This is a genomic window from Candidatus Poriferisodalis sp., from assembly GCF_965208925.1.
GTDB lineage: Bacteria > Actinomycetota > Acidimicrobiia > Acidimicrobiales > Poriferisodalaceae > Poriferisodalis.
Genome location: NZ_OZ242364.1, coordinates 1,641,440 through 1,658,682 on the forward strand (window position 1 = coordinate 1,641,440; position 17,243 = coordinate 1,658,682).

General features: G+C 66.1%; 13 protein-coding genes. 8 read left to right on the top strand and 5 right to left on the bottom strand.

Going from position 1 to position 17,243, the window contains the following annotated elements:
- Window positions 1-73 precede the first annotated feature (73 nt).
- On the bottom strand, window positions 74-1,147 hold the full coding sequence (locus ACOGI5_RS07305) for an alpha/beta hydrolase fold domain-containing protein (RefSeq protein ID WP_419863762.1): 1,074 nt from the start codon (window positions 1,145-1,147) through the stop codon (window positions 74-76).
- A 175-nt stretch (window positions 1,148-1,322) separates the two neighbouring features.
- Here ACOGI5_RS07305 and ACOGI5_RS07310 point away from each other — a divergent pair, with 175 nt between their 5' ends.
- On the top strand, window positions 1,323-2,285 hold the full coding sequence (locus ACOGI5_RS07310) for a hypothetical protein (protein ID WP_419863763.1): 963 nt from the start codon (window positions 1,323-1,325) through the stop codon (window positions 2,283-2,285).
- Window positions 2,286-2,327: 42 nt separating this feature from the next.
- Here the strand turns inward: ACOGI5_RS07310 and ACOGI5_RS07315 are convergent, their stop codons facing one another.
- From ACOGI5_RS07315 to ACOGI5_RS07325, 3 genes are all read right to left on the bottom strand, one after another.
- Complete coding sequence (locus ACOGI5_RS07315) at window positions 2,328-3,989, bottom strand: SulP family inorganic anion transporter (protein WP_419863764.1); 1,662 nt, start codon at window positions 3,987-3,989, stop codon at window positions 2,328-2,330.
- 82 nt (window positions 3,990-4,071) lie between these two features.
- Window positions 4,072-6,264 (bottom strand): acetyl/propionyl/methylcrotonyl-CoA carboxylase subunit alpha, encoded by a 2,193-nt coding sequence (locus ACOGI5_RS07320; protein ID WP_419863765.1) that lies wholly within the window; start codon window positions 6,262-6,264, stop codon window positions 4,072-4,074.
- A gap of 12 nt (window positions 6,265-6,276) precedes the next feature.
- The gene (locus ACOGI5_RS07325; protein WP_419863766.1) at window positions 6,277-7,902 is read right to left on the bottom strand and encodes an acyl-CoA carboxylase subunit beta; all 1,626 of its coding nucleotides are present in this window, start codon (window positions 7,900-7,902) and stop codon (window positions 6,277-6,279) included.
- A 149-nt stretch (window positions 7,903-8,051) separates the two neighbouring features.
- Between ACOGI5_RS07325 and ACOGI5_RS07330 the strand changes: the two genes are divergently transcribed.
- The 7 genes from ACOGI5_RS07330 to ACOGI5_RS07360 all read left to right on the top strand — a co-directional run bounded on the left by ACOGI5_RS07330 (window position 8,052) and on the right by ACOGI5_RS07360 (window position 16,582).
- On the top strand, window positions 8,052-8,849 hold the full coding sequence (locus ACOGI5_RS07330) for an alpha/beta hydrolase (RefSeq protein WP_419863767.1): 798 nt from the start codon (window positions 8,052-8,054) through the stop codon (window positions 8,847-8,849).
- 61 nt (window positions 8,850-8,910) lie between these two features.
- Window positions 8,911-10,059 (top strand): ABC transporter permease, encoded by a 1,149-nt coding sequence (locus tag ACOGI5_RS07335; RefSeq protein WP_419863768.1) that lies wholly within the window; start codon window positions 8,911-8,913, stop codon window positions 10,057-10,059.
- Window positions 10,056-10,988 carry an ABC transporter permease gene (locus tag ACOGI5_RS07340; protein ID WP_419863769.1) on the top strand — a complete coding sequence of 311 codons (933 nt, stop codon included), beginning with the start codon at window positions 10,056-10,058 and terminating at the stop codon, window positions 10,986-10,988. The genes ACOGI5_RS07335 and ACOGI5_RS07340 overlap by 4 nt, the downstream gene beginning before the upstream one ends.
- 179 nt (window positions 10,989-11,167) lie before the next feature.
- Window positions 11,168-12,166: a BMP family protein gene (locus ACOGI5_RS07345; RefSeq protein WP_419863770.1), complete on the top strand. Its 999-nt coding sequence runs from the start codon at window positions 11,168-11,170 to the stop codon at window positions 12,164-12,166.
- 85 nt (window positions 12,167-12,251) lie between these two features.
- Window positions 12,252-13,856, top strand: coding sequence for an ABC transporter ATP-binding protein (locus tag ACOGI5_RS07350; protein WP_419863771.1), 1,605 nt, complete (start codon window positions 12,252-12,254; stop codon window positions 13,854-13,856).
- 80 nt (window positions 13,857-13,936) lie between these two features.
- Complete coding sequence (locus ACOGI5_RS07355; RefSeq protein ID WP_419863772.1) at window positions 13,937-15,088, top strand: amidohydrolase family protein; 1,152 nt, start codon at window positions 13,937-13,939, stop codon at window positions 15,086-15,088.
- 99 nt (window positions 15,089-15,187) lie between these two features.
- Window positions 15,188-16,582, top strand: a complete 1,395-nt coding sequence (locus tag ACOGI5_RS07360) for a hypothetical protein (protein ID WP_419863773.1) — start codon at window positions 15,188-15,190, stop codon at window positions 16,580-16,582.
- Between the two features lie 2 nt (window positions 16,583-16,584).
- Here ACOGI5_RS07360 and ACOGI5_RS07365 read toward each other — a convergent pair whose 3' ends face one another.
- Window positions 16,585-17,007, bottom strand: coding sequence for a PIN domain-containing protein (locus ACOGI5_RS07365; protein ID WP_419863774.1), 423 nt, complete (start codon window positions 17,005-17,007; stop codon window positions 16,585-16,587).
- Window positions 17,008-17,243: the final 236 nt, after the last annotated feature.

A 17,243-nucleotide genomic window follows, 5' to 3' on the forward strand; every position in this document is an offset into this window, starting at 1 on the left:
TCTGCAACACGCGGCCGGCGCCGTTCGCGGCCGAGCGCGCGTCATTCATCGGGGGACGCGATGCTCCCATCCGCTACACCGAGTAGGCGAAGTCGCGCAGTGCGGCGGCGGTCGCCCCGTACACCTCGGGCATGGCCGTGCGGAAGATCACATCGCCCGCGTGGCAGGTGCCGTTGACCGTTCGGGCCTGGGCGCTGTTTCCGGCCGCGAGCAGCTTGTGGTAGTAGGCGAGGCCCTCGTCGCGCAGCGGGTCCAGCTCGTTCACCGAGATGACGTGCGGCGGCAGGCCGGCCAGATCGTCGGCCGTGGCGTGCAGCGGCCAGGCCAGCGGGTTGGTCCGGTCCGGTCCGCCCAGGTCGTACGCCTTGGCGATGCCGCCCATGTTCTCGCAGTCCAGGAAGTACTGGTTGTTCTCGTGCAGCGACGGCAGATCAGCAGGCGGGTCCGCATAGGCCCCACAGATGTACGGACACTGCGCAAACACGCCGTCGATGATGTCGAGATACCCCTCTCGCTTGGCCTTCAGCGTGGTGGCCAGCGTCAGATTGCCGCCGCCCGACTCGCCTGAGACGGTGATCGTGGAGACCCCCAGGTCCGACTTGTTGGCGGCCACCCATTGCAGGCCGGAAGTGCAGTCGTTGAGACCGGCTGGGAACGGGTGATTGCCGAGCTTGCCGCCGCCGTTGCGGAACTCCACGCCCACCGCGACGAGCCCGCGCGACGCCAATTCATTCCGCCACGCGACGTACGACATGCCGGCCGCCGAGAGCAGCACCATGCCGCCGCCGTGGATGTGGTACACGCACGGCAGCGGACCGTCGGCCTCCGCCGGGCGGTGGATGAACAGCGTGATGTCGTTGTCGTCGACCCCGCTGATGACTTCGGTGCTCGCCACCACGCCGTCGGGAGGCGTCAGATCGGCGAAGAGCGCGTCGAAGAGCATCTCGAAGCCTGGCTCGGCCTCATCGACCCAGGCGTACAGCTCCTCCATTGACGAGTCCGCGGTAGCTGTCGCAGGCTCGCCATGCCCGTCGAGTCCCATTGCTGCCAGCACCGCCACCATGCGCGGGTCGGCGCGCGGATCGGTGCCGAGCGTCATGTCCGGGTCGCCGAGCCGTCCCGGCCGGTGTACTTCAGCTGCAGTCATGCTGGTTCCTTCCGTTCGCTGGACGGTCCCCTGCCGTCCCGTCGCGCCGCCGACAGTAGCCCCGCCGCGCGACACCGGGTGAAGGCCACTCGGTTCCCAGGCGGCTGCCGTCGGCCGAGGACCGCTGCGCTGACCGCAGGCGCAGTTACATAGTCGTTCTTATTACTATGAGCGCATGACCGATCACCCTTTCGACAACGAATTCGTCATCACCAGCGCGCAGAAAGAGCAGTTCTCGCGGGACGGCTTCGTCAAGCTCGAAGGATTCCTGAACTCCAGTGTGGTTGGCATGCTGCTCGATCAGGTCGACGCCGAATCGGCCCGTGGCGCCGGCGATGCTCCCGCGCCCACGCCGGGCCGCCGGTTCAGCAACATGCAGCACTTCTTGGCGACCGCCAAGAAGGAAGTCTTCGGACTGATCCAGCGTCCCTACTTCCAGCGGGGCTTGACCGAGCTGGCCGGGCGCGACCTCTTTCTCACCTACGACTTGTCCTTCGAGATCGAGAAGAGCGTTGACAAAGGGCTGCCGTGGCATGCCGGCGTGTCGACGTTCGGGCTCCACTACGCCGAGGACTTCGGGTGCACGCTCTGGGCGCCGCTGCACCCCATCGACACCAGCGGACAGCGCGGCGGCATCGCCTGCGTTCCGCTCCATGTGCTGTCAGCCGAATTCGTCCACACGACGGACCTGGCACTCGTCGAGGTGATCAGGGCCAGGGAGCGGGCCGGGAGACCGACGAGCCCGCAGGAATACCGTGATCTCAGGAACGAGATACTGAATTCCCCGGTGATGGACGAGCTCTGTGATGTCCACATGGTCGAGTACGACTTCGCTCCCGGCGATGCGCTCCTGTTCACCAAGAACGTCGTGCACCGCAGCATCGTGCTCGGCGAGGGAGAACTCCCGCGTCGCGCTGCGTACGCCATGCGCTTCATCGACGCGTCGTCGCGCTACGACCTGAACCGGGCGCAGACCCTCCATTTCCCCAGCGTGCAGTACGGGGAGGGGCTGTTCCCTTACAGGCAGATCACGAGCGACTACGTCGAGATCGGCAAAGCCGGGGCGAAGGACGGCGATCTCGTCGCGCAATGCGCCTACTTCAGCGACCGCGACCTCCGGATGGTCGTGGGTGCATGAGTTCTGATCGCAGAATCGGCTGCTAGCGCCTGACGGCCTTGACTACTCGGGTTCGGCCAGCGGGGGAGGGCGTTCGCGATCTGGATCGTCGACGAGCAGGCGCCGGGTGATGTCCTGGGCCTCGTCAAGCGTTCCGACCAGCTGCTCCGACGGGATGCGACGCAGTGCATTCAGCGACGTGAGCGTGGCAGCGGGCGCGCCGTCAAGCGCCAGCACGATGCAGTGCACTTCGTTTTCCGTCGCCGTGTCGATGAGCTGCTCGATGACCAGCGCGGCGCTGTCGTCGATGTGATCCGTCTCGGAGAAGTCGAGAATCACCACTTGGTGACCCACGATGTCGTCGCCGATGGTGCGGATGAGCTTGCTTGAGGATGCAACCGTGAAGCTGCCGCGCAGCTTCACAATGCCGGTGCGAGCGGAATACGGGCTGATGCCGTAGGACTCTGCGCTGTGCTCATGCAGGAAGATCTGATCGAGCAGGGGCACCGAGATAACGCTGTCGAGCTGGAGGCGCTCGAACTGGCGGGCGCCGATCATGCCGGCCACGATCAATCCCACGGCCACCGCTGTCACCAGGTCCACGAAGATCGTGATGCCGAGCGTTGTCAGCATGATCAGCAGGTGCTCGCGCTGCACCCGGCGCAGCCGCGCCAAGAACCGCCAGTCGATGAGCTGCCAGCCGGTCACTGTGAGTATTCCTGCCAACGCGGCGTGCGGCACATAGGCGAGCAGCGGCGCCAATCCCAGCACGAGCCCCAGAAGCGTGAGCGAGCGGACGATGGGCGAGATCGGGGTACGGGCTCCCATCCGCCAAGCCAGAATCGACGACAGGAACGTCGGGCTGCCCGGCAAGCCGCCGATCAGGCCGGCTGCGACATTGCCGATGCCGGTGCCGAGCAAGCCCTTGTCCGGGTCGAGCTGAGTGCGAGTCTGCGCATCCACTGCCAAGGCACCCAGCAGACCTCGCACCGTGCTGAGCAGGGCGATGGTCAGCGCCGGCACCACGGCGCCTGCCAGGAAGCCCAGCGAGAGCTCGGGACGCTGCAGGTCGGGCAGCGAGCGCGGGATGCCTTCGAGTGTCGGCACGTCGCTCAGCCAAACGATGTTCAGGAGGGTGCCGACCAGCAACGCCGCGACCATGGCGGGCAGGTACCCGCGAAGTCGCTTGGGCCACAGCAGCGCGACAGCCAGCGCAACCAAGCCGATGATCAATGCGCCCGCGTTCAGCGCTGCCAGTGCGTCCGGCCATTTCTGGATTGCATTCAGGGGCTTGGTGATCTTGACCGGTTCCCCCAAGAACGAGTTGACCAGGGAGAGCACCATCATCACGCCGATTCCCGATGTGAAGCCGGCGATCACCGAGTACGGCGTGTAGGTGACATAGCTGCCGATGCGCAGCAGGCTCAAGACGAGCTGGATGACTCCGGCCAGTATCACCACCGTGAACGCTTCGGCGGGAGTCTCGGCGTGCGTCGCCACGACGGCGGCCATGGCCACCGCCAAGACGGCGCTCACCGATCCCATCTGCGGCCGCGACCGTTCGAAGATGCCCACGAAGAAGCCCACTGCGAGAGCGCCGTAGATGCCGCTTGCAGCTCCGAGCCCCGACACCACGCCGAACGTCGCAGCGGGCGTGATGGAAACTGCCGCCGCGGTGATGCCGCCCGACACGTCTCCACGCAGTGTGTGAAGGTCGTAGCTCATAGGAGAGAAGCCGGAATCCCTCGTTGGAGGATCCGATAGCCGACGCTATTGCACCGTGGCCATCGGCACCGAGGTCAGATTGCTACTGGTCGGCCGTGATGACGACGAGCAGCTCGCCGTTGTCGACCTGGTCACCGACGTGGGCCCGAACTTCGGCCACCTCGCCGTCAGCGGCAGCCGTGATCTGGTGCTCCATCTTCATGGCTTCCATCACGACCAGCACTTGGCCGGCAGTCACCTGGTCGCCGGGCTGCACATCGACCATGAGCACCTTGCCGGGCATCGGAGCGACCAAGCCGCCTTCGACTGCCTCGGCATCGGGATCGGGGAAACGCGACCGTTCCCGCAGGGTCGCCGAACCCGTGAGCGGGCCGGTCACATACCAGTGGTGACCGCGCCTGCTCACCTGCCAGGTGCCGCGCATGCTGCCGGTCTCGACGTCGAGCTCAGCGTCGAACTCTTCTGCGGGCGGCGCGTCGGTCACCCCGCCGCCCGCGTCGATTCGGATGTGGTCGTCGTTGATGGCGTGGATCTGGATCGCGTGGGGCCGAACGACGAACTCGCTCGCCTCGGGCATGCCTCCGTCGCCGTGATCATCGTCGTCAGGCGGCGCGTCGTTGTCGTCGGGAGGGGCGTACGGGGCATCTGCCCGCAGCGGGGCGACCCGCAGCCGGTAGCTGCCGTCTCGTTGTCGACGGTAGGTGACGCTCACATCCGCATCTCCCGCGGAAGGATCCAGCGCAGTCAGCGGCAGGACCTCGTCGGGCATCACGCTGTTGCGGTAGCCGGAGCTCATGAAGCTCAGTGCGGTCGCCTGAGAGCGGTTGCGGGCCTGCGATACCAGCGCCACTGCCGATGCCGCAGCGTGAAGGAACTGGCCTCGGTAAGGCGGCGATTCGCTCGCGAGCCCGGTTCGCTCGATGAAATCGGTCGTGGTGTCGCCGGCGAGGAACTCGTCGCTGCGCAGCGCCGCCGACAGGAAGTCACGATTCGTGACCACGCCGCCCAATCGTGTGCGGTCGAGCGCTGACGCCAGCCCGAGCGCCGCTTCCGTGCGCGTGGGCGCCGCCATGACCACCTTGGCCAGCATCGGGTCGAACTCGGTGCCGACCACCGATCCCACCTCGATGCCTGAATCGAATCGCGCCTGCGGCTCATGCGAGGGGGCCCACAACTCGACCGTTCCGGTGGCGGGCAGGAAACCGCTGGCGGGATCCTCCGCGTACAGGCGGGCTTCGATGGCATGCCCGCGGATTGTCAGGTCGTCCTGGCCGTAGCCCAGCGGCTCCCCGGCAGCGACGCGGATCTGCTCCCGGACCAGGTCGAGGCCCGTGATCTCCTCGGTGACCGGATGCTCCACCTGCAGGCGCGTGTTGACTTCGAGGAACCAGAACTCAGCCTCGTCGCCGCTGCCCTCGAGGAGGAATTCGACGGTGCCGGCCGAGTGGTAGCCGATGGAGCGGACGGCCGCGACGGCTGCGGAACCCATGCGGTCGCGCAGCGCCGGTGTCACGGCAGGTGACGGCGCCTCCTCGATGACCTTCTGATGGCGCCGCTGGATGGAGCATTCCCGTTCGAAGCAGTGCACAAGGTTTCCGTGCGTGTCGCCGAGCACCTGGATCTCCACGTGGCGCGGCGCACCCAGGTAGCGCTCCAAGAACACGGTGTCGTCGCCGAATGCGCCAGCGGCCTCGCGTCGCGCAGCCGCAACAGCGTCGGCCAGTTCCTCCGGTGCGCCGACGATGCGCATGCCTTTGCCGCCGCCGCCAGCCGACGCCTTTACCAGCAGGGGGTAGCCGACCTCGGTGCCGGCAGCAGCCAGCTCGTCACCCGTCATCGAGTCAGCCACCGGCACCGACGGCAGCGTCGGCACGCCGGCGGCGGTCATCGATTCCTTGGCGGCCAGCTTGTCGCCCATGGCCGCTATCGCCGGCGGGGGAGGACCCACCCAGATCAGGCCGGCATCGATCACTGCTCGCGCGAAGTCGGCGTTCTCGGACAGGAATCCGTAGCCCGGGTGTACGGCGTCGGCGGCGCTGTGGTCGGCGGCGGCGATCACCTTGTCGATCGACAGGTACGAGTCGGCCGCGGTCCGGCCGCCGAGCGGCACGGACAGGTCCGCGTCGGTCACGAATGGCGCCTCAGCGTCGCCATCGGCATAGACGGCAACCGTCGAGATGCCCATCGACTGCGCTGTGCGGAACACTCGACGCGCGATCTCGCCGCGGTTCGCCACGAGCAATCGCCGGATCGGGCGGAGGGAGGTGTCACTCATTGCTCTTCGCCCTTACATCCGGAAGACGCCGAACCCGTCGGCGCCCTTGACCACGTTGTTGTGACAGGCCGACAGGGACATGGCGATCACGTCCCGGGTGTCGCGAGGGTCGATCACGCCATCGTCGGTCACTCGCCCGGTGGCATAGGGAGCCAGCGACTTCAGCTCGTGGTAGTGCTCGACCTGCTTGGTGATCTGCCGATCGGCTTGCTCGTCGAACTCGACGCCTCGGCGCATCGCTTGGCCCCGCCGCACGATCGACATCACGCCGGCGATCTGCTTCGGGCCCATGATCGCGATCTTGGCCGTCGGCCAGAGGTAGGTAAAGCGGGTGTTGAAGGCCCGTCCCGACATGCCGTAGTTCCCGGCGCCGTAGCTGTTGCCCAAGATGACGGTGATGTGGGGCACCATGGAGTTTGAGACGGCGTTGATCATCTTGGAGCCGTTCTTGACGATGCCGCCCTGCTCGAAGTCCTTGCCGACCATGTAGCCGGTGATGTTCTGCAGGAATACCAGCGGGATGTCCTGCTGGTTGCAGAGCTGGATGAACTGGGTGGCCTTCTCGGAGCTGTCGCTGAACAGCGGGCCGTTGTTGCCCAAGATCCCTACCGGGAAACCGTGCACGGACGCCCAGCCGCAGATGAGCGTGGTGCCGTAGCGAGCCTTGAACTCCTCGAAACGCGAGCCGTCCACGATGCGTGCGATCACCTCGCGGCAGTCGATCATCGCCTGAAGATCCCGCGGCATCAGCCCGAGCAGCTCTTCGGGATCGTGCACCGGTGGATCGGCCGGCATCGTCGGCCCGGGGCCGAGCTTGCGCCAATTGAGGTGCGCCACCACTTCCCGGCAGATGCGCAGCGCGTCGGCCTCGTCCTCGGCGAGGTAGTCGGCGAGCCCGGAGATCTCGGCGTGCATCTGCGCCCCGCCCAGCGTCTCGTCGTCAGAGTCCTCGCCGGTGGCCATCTTCACGAGCGGTGGTCCGCCCAGGAACACCTTCGACTGGTTGCGGATGAAGATGTTGTAGTCGCTCATCCCCGGCTGGTAGGCACCGCCCGCCGTCGAACTGCCGAACACCACCGAGATCGACGGGATCTTCATCTTCGACAGCTCGGTCACGTCGTAGAACAGCCTGCCGGACTCAGCAAAGTGGCTCTCTTGCTCGAGCATCTGGCGCTCGGGGTCGTCGTCGCCCCGCAGGTCGCCGCCGGCGGACTCCACGAACTGGATGTACGGCAGCCGGTTGTCGCGAGAGATCTCGATGGCCCGCATGATCTTGCGGCCGGCGAACACCGTGATGGCGCCGCCGAGCACCGTGGGATCGTTGCCCTCGATCATGCACTCGACGCCGTTCACGACGCCGATGCCCATCACCAGCCCGCCGCCCACGGCGTAGTTCGAGCAGTAGCCGGCCAGCGAGCTGATCTCGTAGAAGGGCGAGTCGCGGTCCACCAGCATCGAGATGCGCTCCCGCACCGGCATCTTGTCCCGACTGCGCATGCGAGCCATCGCACGCGCCCCGCCGCCCGCTGCGGCCTGCTGCTGCAGGTGGTCGAGCTCAGCGAGCTGCTCGCGCATGTCGTCGCAGTTCTCGGTGAACCACTCGGCGGAGGTGTCGATGTGGGATCGCAGTACTGGCATGTGACTCCCGCGTGACGGCCGTGAGCATGTCTGTGCCGCCTGCCCGGTCGAAGCTACGGCGCGAACCCCCGAAGTCTGCTTGACGCGCTGGGCGAATGCTCATCGTGATGGCCTGACGATGATCAGCCGCCGCCAATAGCATCCCGGCCGTGGCTGACCCGGGCGCGTGGCCGATCGACACGCACATCCTCCAACGGCGCGACGTCGATCGCAGTTACCAGTTGTGGGTGGCGCTGCCGATGGGCTACCGGCCCGACGCCTCCAACCCGTACCCGCTCGTGGTGTGCTGCGACGCGCCCTGGACGTTCGGCACCGCAGTGGACACCACCCGGATCCTGTCGATGTCGCGGGAGACGCCGCGCTGCGTGGTCGCCGGCATCGCGCACGACACCGCGGACATGCGCGAGATGCTCGACCTGCGCGCCGTCGACTACACGGTGACGCCTGCCGAGGCCCCGCCGATGACCGGCATTCGGGTGCCCGCCGCCGAGACCGGCCAGGCCGAGCCGTTCCGCCAGTGGCTTGCGGGCGACGTGATGCCGCTGCTGTACAACCGGTACCACGTCGGCGAGCCGACCTATGTCGGCCATTCGTTCACCGCGCTGTTCGGCCTGCACGTGCTGTTCAACGCGCCCGACATGTTTGCTCGCTACCTGCTGGCCAGCCCGTCGGTGTGGTGGGACCGAGAAGAACAAGGCGACGGGGTGATGTTCCGGCTCGAAGCCGAGCACGCCGCAGACGGCGGCGACCCCGCCGTCAAGGTGTTCATGTCGATGGGGGAGCACGAGACCGACGAGTACTCGCCCCAGGCCAAGTTCTGGGACCAGTTCTCGGCCCGCGGTTACCGCAACATCGATGCGACCTGGCACGTATTCCCGGGCGAGAACCACAACACCGTCGTCGGATCGGCCGTGAGCCGGGGCCTGCGGACCCTCTACGCCGACTGAGGGGTTTCTGACGCTCTAAGTTCGCGTGATTGCGAGCGGGAACGCAGAAGGCGACGGGGGAATGGCGCTCACAGCACCACAAGCCGATGACGCAGACGCGTCTGGCGACCTAGCCGCCGGCCGGCTGGCACGCCTGATGCGCCCCTTCGTGGGCGTCGCTGTGCCTGCATTCGCTGCGGTCGCCGCTCTGCTGGTGGGCGCTGTCATGCTGCTCTCGTTCGGCGCAAACCCCCTGGTGGCCTACGGCGAGCTGGTCACGGGTGCGTTCGGCAGCGCCGACAATCTTGCGGACACCGCGGTGCGGGCCATGCCTCTGGCCCTCGTCGGCGTCGGCATCTGCATCGCCTTCCGCACCGACGTGATCAACATCGGCGGCGAAGGTCAGATCATCCTGGGCGCGATCACCGCCACAGTTACTTCGATGGCCTTCGACGACGTGCCGCGGGTGTTGCTGGTGCCGATGGTGATCGTCGCGGGGGCGATCGGCGGCGGCTTCTGGGGCGCAATTCCCGGGGCGCTCAAGGCCTACGCGGGTGTCAACGAGATCTTGTCCACCATCATGATGAACCTCGTTGCGTTCCACTTCCTGAGCTTCCTGCTTCAGGATCTCCTGATCGAGCCGGGCGCCATCAAGATCCAGCAGACACGGCGTCTCAGCGAGAACGCCGATTTGCCGCTGCTCCCCGGCGGGACCCGGCTGCACATCGGTGTGCTCATCGCGATCCTGGTGGCAGTGCTGGGCTACCTCCTGCTGTTCCGCAGCGCGCTCGGCATGCGACTGCGCGCCGTCGGCCACAATCCGGACGCCTCCCAGTACGCCGGGATGGCCGTCAAGAAGAGCGTCACTCAAGCACTTGCCTTCAGCGGGGCCTGCTGCGGTATTGCCGGCGCTGTGCTGGTGTTCGGCAGTGAGTCACACCGCCTTATCGGCGAGGGCGGCGCGGCGGCGTTCACCCAGAACGCCGGCTTCAACGGGATCGTGGCGGCGCTGTTCGGTGCACTCCATCCGATCTTCACAGTGCCTGCGTCGTTCCTGTTCGGCGGGATGCTCACCGGCGGCAGCGACATGCAACGGGCAGTCCAGGTGCCCGCCGCGCTGGTAGTGGCGCTGAACGGCGTCGTCGTGGTGTTCGTGGTGGGCAGCTTGCGGCTGCGTGATCGGCTCAGGACCTGGGCAGGCGAGGTCTCGAGCTACGGAGGCCGGGCGTGAGCGATTTCTTCACCGTGAGCGTGCTCGTTGCCACCCTGGCGTCCGGCATCCGGCTGGCGACGCCGTTCCTGCTGTCGGCGCTGGGTGAGACCATCGGTCAACGATCCGGCGTGCTGAATCTGGGCGTCGAGGGCGTGATGCTCATCGGCGCGTATGCCGCCTACATCACGGCGCTGCGGACCGGCAGCGTCGTAGCCGGCGTGATTGCGGCCATGGCCGCTGGTGCGGCAATGGGCGTGGTGTACGCCTTCATCACGGTGGTGATGCACGCCACCCAGGGCATCAGCGGCATCGGCATCTTCCTGTTCGGTCTGGGCTTCACCGATCTGCTCTTCCGTCAACAAGTGGGCACCCCGGTGCCGATCGACGGCCTTCGGGGCCTCGACATGGGCGCGCTCTCAGACCTGCCAGTCGTGGGGGAGCTGTTCTTCCAGCACAGCGTGCTCACCTACGTGGCGTTCGCCCTGGTGCCGGTGGTGTGGTTCGCCATGAACCGCACGACCTTCGGGCTGAATGTGCGAGCTGTAGGCGAAACCCCCGAGGCCGCCGACACGCTTGGCGTGCGCGTCAACGTGGTGCGCACGCAGGCGATCATTATCGGCAATGTGATGGCGGGCCTCGCGGGCGGGACCCTGGCGCTTGACGTCGGCATCTTCCAGCAGAACCTCACCTCGGGCCAGGGCTTCATCGCCGTAGCGCTCGTGTACTTCGGGGCGTGGCGCTCGAGCGGCGTGATGGCGGGGGCGCTGTTGTTCGGCGTCGTGTCATCCACCGTGCTGCAGCTCAAGACGCTCGGCATCATCGTCGGCGCCAACTCGACCATTGCCGCGATGGCGCCCGCAATCCTGACCATCGTGGTGCTCGTGCTCGTCAGCCGTCGCATCGGGGCGCCGTCCGCTCTGACGGTTCCGTTCGAACGAGACAACTGACGACGGCCACACCGGTTCCCGCATGCGGGGCCGTGCGAGGCATTGCGGGCACGGGAGCATCGCGCCTATTCGGGGTCGCCTAGCATCGCCTGCAGGCCCGGGGCTCCGCTGAGCCGCGCCGCAAGGCAGCGCACAGTTCCGGCGAGAGTACGCGACAGGGCCGATCCGGGAGGGAACACATGTTCAGGAAAACCACACGCAGATCGCTTGCAGCCAAGCTCGCAGCGGTCGCCGCAGTCGTACTGCTGCTCGCTGCGGGCTGCACCGGTGCCGATGAGGAGGAAGCCGGTCCGATCCGGATTGCCATCGTGGCGCCGAGCGCCAGCAACGACTTGGCATTCACGCAGAGCATGGTCGATGCAGTGAACGCGGTCGGCGAGACGCGCGAGATCGAAGTTGCGGTGACCGACGGCACGTTCATCGTGGAGGAGGCCGCTGCGGCGATCCGTGGTTATGCCGAGGACGGCTACGACCTGGTGATCGCGCACGGCAGCCAGTACGGCGGTCCGCTCGAGGAAATCGCACCTGACTTCCCGGACACCTCGTTCGCATGGGGCACGGCCGTTGACTTCAAGGGTCTCGACAACGTCTTCGCCTACACGGTCCGTTCCGATCAGGGCGGGTACGTCTCGGGCACTGTTGCGGCCCAGATCACCGGCACGGGCGTCGTGGGCGTGATCGGCCCGATCGAGGTCGGCGACGCCAAGCTGTATGTCGACGGATTCGCGGCCGGTGTCGCTGCACAGAACTCGTCGGTGACGACCAACATCGTGTACACCGACTCGTTCAGCGATGTGGCATTGGCGGCCGAAGCGGCCGAGGCCCACATCTCCAACGATGCCGACGTGCTGACCGGTTCGGCGCAGATGGTCGTAGGTGCGACCGGCGTCGCCAACGAGCACGGCGTGGCGTGGTTTGGCACTCAGGCCAATCAGACGGCGCTCGGCGAGAGCATTGTGGTGGCTTCGCAGGTGTATCACTGGGAGGTGCTGCTCAACGAGATGATCGACAAGATCGAGGGCGGCACGCTCGGCGGCGAAGTGATGACCGCCACGCTCGCCAATGGAGGCATCGTGATCGAGTTCAACGACGGCTATGGCCTCGATGCCGGGATCCAGGCGGCTGCGGAGGAAGTCATCGCTGGTATCGCAGACGGCTCGATCTCGACCGGCCAGTAACAGGCACGATCAGCTTGAACGGCCAGCACCGAACAGCCGGACACGGCGAGCAGATTCTGCCGGCCTGATCGGCAGCATTTCGGGGATGGTCGAACCAACCGACAACACGGCGGCCGGGGCCGCGGCACCGCACTCAGCTGCGTCTGAGCCGCGGGGCCAGGCCCCGGCCTCGCCGATGCTGGAGATGACCGGCATCACCAAGCGTTTCCCGGGTGTCGTTGCGAATGAGAACGTCGACCTGGTGGTCCAGCCCGGCGAGGTGCACACCCTGCTGGGGGAGAACGGGGCCGGCAAGAGCACGCTGGTGAAGATCCTCTACGGCCTGTACCGGCCCGACGAGGGCGAGATCAAGATCCAGGGAGAGCCGGTCGAGATTCCCTCGCCGGCGGCTGCGATCGACCATGGCATCGGCATGATCCACCAGCACTTCATGCTGGTCCCGACGCTGACGGTGGCCGAGAACGTGGCGTTGGGCCTGCATGGGCGCCGGGGCCTGGCGGACATGGGTCCCGTGCGGGAGCGGCTGATGGAGGTGTCCGAGCGCCACGGTCTCGCCATCGACCCCGATGCGTACATCTGGCAGCTAGCCGTCGGCGAGCGTCAGCGGGCGGAAATTCTCAAGGCGCTCTACCGGGAAGCACAGCTCCTGGTGCTCGACGAGCCGACGGCGGTGCTGACGCCTCCCGAAGTTGATGACCTGTTTGCCACGCTGCGGTCGCTGACCGACGAGGGTCGCGGGCTCATCTTCATCTCCCACAAGCTGGCCGAGGTCATGGTCATCTCCGACCAGATCACGGTGCTGCGGGATGGCTTGGTGGTGGGGCGCACCACGCCTGCGGAAACCACCCGTGAAGGCCTGGCCTCGATGATGGTCGGGCGGGAGGTGAAGCTGGGCCGCGAGGTGCCTGATCAGGACACCGGCGACCGACGCCTGGTCGTGGATCGCCTGCACGTCCGCGGCGATCGGGGAAACATCTCGCTCGACGACTTCTCGGTGCACGTGGCCAGCGGGGAGATCGTCGGCATCGCCGGCGTGTCGGGCAACGGGCAGCGGGAGCTGGCCGAGGCGATCTTCGGCCTGCGACCCATCGAATCCGGCAGCGTGCAGGTCTCCGGCGAGACCATCGCCGCACCGTCGCCGAAGCAGGTGCGCCGGCGCGGCGTGGCGTTCGTGCCCGAGGAACGCATGCGCCACGGTGCCGTCGGCGAGATGAGCGTGTCGGAGAACCTGATGCTCGTCGACTACCACAAGCCACCCTTCGCCCGCGCCGGGCTGCTCCAGTTCGGAACGATTGCTGAGCGCTGCTGGGAGTTGGTGCGCCGATTCACAGTGAAGACGCCGGCCCTGAGCACCGAGACCTCGCACCTGTCGGGCGGGAACATCCAGAAGGTCGTCATCGCTCGTGAGTTCTCGGCCGACGCCGATGTGCTCGTCGTGGCCCAGCCGACCCGCGGGATCGACATCGGCGCCGCAGAGTACGTGCATGAGCGCCTGCTGGAGAAGCGCGCGGCCGGCGCAGCGATTCTGCTCATCACCGAGGATCTGGACGAGGCCCTGCAGCTCTCGGATCGGGTCGTCGTGCTCTTTGAAGGCCGCGCCATGTGCGATCTGCCTCGCTCGGAGGCCACCACCGACCGCATCGGCCTGCTGATGACCGGCGTCAGCGAGGGGGCTCCCGCGCCCGCTTGATCGTTGAGCGCCGGGCTTCGGGGGTGGGGCAGAATGGGTGCACCGGGACGTCGCACCAAGACGACGGGGGAGGCTGCGACATGGCCATGACAGAAGCACGCAAGAGCGCGGGACCATTGGCGTCAAATGGGACAGTGCCCGTATACGACGCGGACGCGCACATCGCCGAGCCGACGTCGGTGTGGGAGGAGTACGCCGATCCCAAGTACCGGGATCTGATCGCGCAGTGCCGGATCATGGGTGACGGCAGCGACGCCATGTTCGTCGAGGGCAAGAAGCTGCGCAACGGCATCGCGCCGGCCTGCATCCCGCACGCGTACGGCACCGACGTCACCTGGGACGACATCGTGCCCGGCAGCTACGACCCGGCCGCCCGTCTGTCGGTGATGGACGACGAGGGCCTCGACGCGGCGCTGATGTTCCCGTCGCTCATGCTGATCTCGGGCGACATCAACGACCCAGACATCGCCGTCGAGAATGCCCGTGCCTACAACCGCTGGATGACCGACTTCTGCTCGGAAGACCCGAACCGGCTCTTCGGTATGGGCGTCTGCCCGCTGCAGTCGGTTGACGGAGCGGTCGCGGTGATCGAAGAAGTGGCGAATGCCGGGCTGACCGGCATCACGTTCCGGCCCGAGCGGTATCGCGGGATGGAGCTGTTCTCCGACGAGATGAACCGCGTCTGGTCGGCGGCCGAGCACCACGACCTGACCGTCGGCATCCACGGCAGCTTCGGCTCGAGCATGCCGAGCTTCGCCAAGACCCGCTACGAGAACCAGTTCTACGTCCACATGGTGTGCCACCCGTTCGAGCAGATGGCCTCGGTGATGGAGATGGTGGCCTCCGGCGTGCTCGACGACCACCCGATGCTGCGGGTGGGTTTCTTCGAGTCTGGCCTCGGCTGGCTGCCGTACTGGCTCGACCGCCTCGACGAGCACAAGGAGGCCATGGGCCACCTCGTGCCGCGGCTCAAGCGCGATCCCACGGAGATCTTCTCCGAGCAGTGCTTCGTCACCATGGAAGCCGGCGAGGGCGAGGCCTTCGAGCAGGTCGCGGCGATGGGCCTGGCGCACACGGTCGTGTGGGGCTCGGACTACCCCCACTACGACTGCACCTTCCCCGGCGCCCTGGCCGAGCTCAACGAGACCTTCGCGGGTTTCGACGACGAGGTGAGCGCCCTGCGCGACGAGGTCGTCTACACCAACGCCCGCCGCTTCATGGGTCTTTCGTAACCCTTGTCGGACGATCTCGCCGCAGAACTGCCCCGGGTCAAGCCATGGGAAGACCGAGCTAATGGCGTACTGCCGCTAGCAGGCGGGTACAAGCGGTACTTGGACACGCTGGCTTGGATTCTGCAGCAGTGCCGCGATGAACACTTGGATCAAGGCGAACTCCAGCAGCGCTATCTGGCGGCCTACTCCTTGGACTCCTACGTGGCGCTCGTACAGATCCAAGGGTTGCAGAAGTACGGTCTCTTGGAGAAGGAACGGAACCACCTCACCGCAACCGCACCGAGTGTTCGCTGGCTTGACACGGGTCGCGCTGAATTCATCATCGGAGCCATGCACGCGAACCTCAAGCTCGTGGGCGAGTTGATTCATGAGGTACGGCGACCGCGCACGCGTAAGTCGCTACTCGGTGCAGCCAACAATCTCTACGGATTCGCATGGCAGAAGGACTCGCAGATTGCGTACCGCTTGGGTTGGCTACGGTCGGCGGGTTTCGCGCGACAAGAGCCCGGCAACACCTACCAAGCCACATCGGCGGGGCTGGAGTTCTTGGAACACCTTGACCTACATCGGCCCGACAAAGCGCCGCCGTCACCTCCGAAACCACCGCCCGCTCCTCCTTCCTCGTCAGAACATCCGGCGGTTGAATGCGCCGAACGGCTCCGACGATTGGCAGTTGATGGTGCAAGGCACAAGGACTTCGAGAAGGCGGTTTGTGACGCGTTCGAATACTTGGGCTTTGAGGCCCAACTGCGGTCTGGACCTGGAGAGACGGATGTCCTGGTCAGTGGAGTTCGAGCGACAGCAGGTAGTGGCGAGCGTTCAGCGGATCATTGGCGATACAAGGCTGTCGTGGATGCGAAAGCCGTCAGCAAGGGCTCGCTGACATCTGGCCAAGTCACTTGGCCTGCTATCGAGAAGCACCGGGACCAGCATCAAGCCGAGTATGCGCTCTTGGTTGGTCCGTCTCCGAGCGGTCAGTTACTTGATTTTGCGGCAAAGGCCCGGATCGGCGTGCTGGCAGCCGAAAACCTCGCCGATCTTGTCACTGCGCACACCGGGGTGCCGCTGGCACTGATGGAGTATCACGCGCTGTTCGTTGACGAGAACGGCCAGTCGCGTGGCGGCATCGTGGAACTTGAGCCGATCGACGACGCACGAACTCAGCAAGCGCGTCGCCGTGAAGTGCTGTCGGCCGTACACCAGGTGGTAACTGATGTCGTCACCGAGGGCTTGAAGGCCGACCTGTCTGCGATTGCAGTGGCACTCAACATGATGAAGGGAATCCAGGCGTCTCCTTCCGAGATCGCTGCGGCAGTTGACCTCCTAGCGAGTCCATGGCTCGGGGCCATCGCGTGCAACGAAGAAGGGGCAGCACAATCAGGTGATTTCGTGGCTACGGCGCCGGGGAGTCTCGTTGCGCAGAGATTGCGGTGGCTGGCCGACGCGTTTGACGACGAGACCGACGACGCGGCAGCGTCAGCTGGGTCTGGCTGACCTCACTGCGACGGTTCGAGTGCGAGACGCTCGACGGGTTGGCCGGTGATCTCCGCGATGAGGTCGAAGTCCTTGTCGACGTGCAGGACGGTAAGTCCGGCAAGTTCTGCCGATGCGGCGAGCAAGAGGTCTGGGATCGACGGAGCACGGTGCCGGCCAGCTTGCGCGAGCGCTCGCTGAACTTCGATCGCCCGATCCTCCGCTGCAGGCGTGAGGTACTCGATCGGCATGGCACTGACCGGGAGCGCTTCGAGCGTGCTGCGGTGATCCTCGACTGACCGGGCTGAGAAGCCAAGTTCGAGCCTCGTTGATGTCGTGATGCGAACGAGTCCACGCTGGACTCGTGTCGTCCACTCGTCAGCGTCGGTCGCGACTTCCAACCGAACCAGCGCTGATGTGTCGATGAGCCACTCGGTTATCGCCATGCGGAGGCAATGAACTCGGGGTCCTTCGCGTCGGCACACACTTCCGCAAGGCGGCGAAAGTCCTCCACTGTCACCTCGGGCGCTCGAGTGCATTCGCGCTCGAGCAATCGACGCAGGTATTCGACTCGGGAGAGTTCAGCCCTGTTCGCATTGGCGTCGACCGCAGCAACGACATCATCGGGAACATTTCGAATCAAAATGTCGGTCACTTCCAAGCCTCCGTTTTCTCAGGATAT